The sequence below is a fragment of the Pseudanabaena sp. SR411 genome (assembly GCF_002251945.1).
Taxonomy (GTDB): Bacteria; Cyanobacteriota; Cyanobacteriia; order Pseudanabaenales; family Pseudanabaenaceae; genus Pseudanabaena.
Map to the genome: position 1 here is coordinate 1 of NZ_NDHW01000017.1, position 812 is coordinate 812.

Annotated in this window: 1 protein-coding gene; it reads right to left on the reverse strand. The window is 41.2% G+C overall.

The annotated features are described in order from the left end of the window. Nucleotides 1-446, reverse strand: a 446-nt coding sequence (locus tag B9G53_RS00260) for a hypothetical protein (protein WP_094528326.1), incomplete at its 3' end; no start/stop codon positions are given. Between the last annotated feature and the right edge of the window lie 366 nt (nt 447-812).

Below are 812 nucleotides of genomic sequence, written 5' to 3' on the forward strand. Positions count from 1 at the left end.
TGGGAACCGCCACGGAGAACTGATTCAGTTTGCTTGCCACGAAGACGTTTGCCAGTGACTTTTTCTAGTACCCCTTGTACTGCTCCCAGAGTAAATGTTAGTTTGCGGGGAGAGCCTTGAGGCTCGCCAGCAGAGCAAATTGTTTCGCGACAGTAAACGGAGATCGTTTCTCCTGATTCGACAATTTTGTCGATAATGCAAAGCCTTGTGCCATCTTTCCCCAAGGCAGCCTGAAGTTGAGGAACGATTTCGGCGCTAGCAATACCTTTGCCTGCAAGCCCAAGCTGTTCAGCTACTTGCTTACCACGGTTACGACCAGCAGAAATTAGAGCGATCGCTGCGGCTTTTTCCCCTAGAGCTTCTTCAGTACCCACAACTACTGCTTTGAAGCAAACTATACTGCTGAAATCACCAAGCTCATTACGTATTTGCGAAGTATTGGACATAGTAAAACCTAAATATTTGCATTGATGTGTAGGGCATACTTTCATATTGAAAGCATCAAAATTCTATTTTTGTGATATCACATGTACTCTATTCCCACTGAAAAAATATTCAYTGGAAATCGCTGATATACAGTGATCYAAATCTTCTCTGCCTATATGGAGTTAAACTCCATCCCCTGCTTGATTAAGATTAATTTAGTAGTTTTTTTCTCTACAGGATTCACTTTAARGTCTATAGCTAGCTASAGTGTCAAGGGGGACAAAAATAAGTTGCTATCATCAAAGCTTATCAATCATTTTGATAAGCTTTTACCAGTTCTTACTCCTTTCCCACCGAAGAAATAGACATATAAAACCAAGAAATAG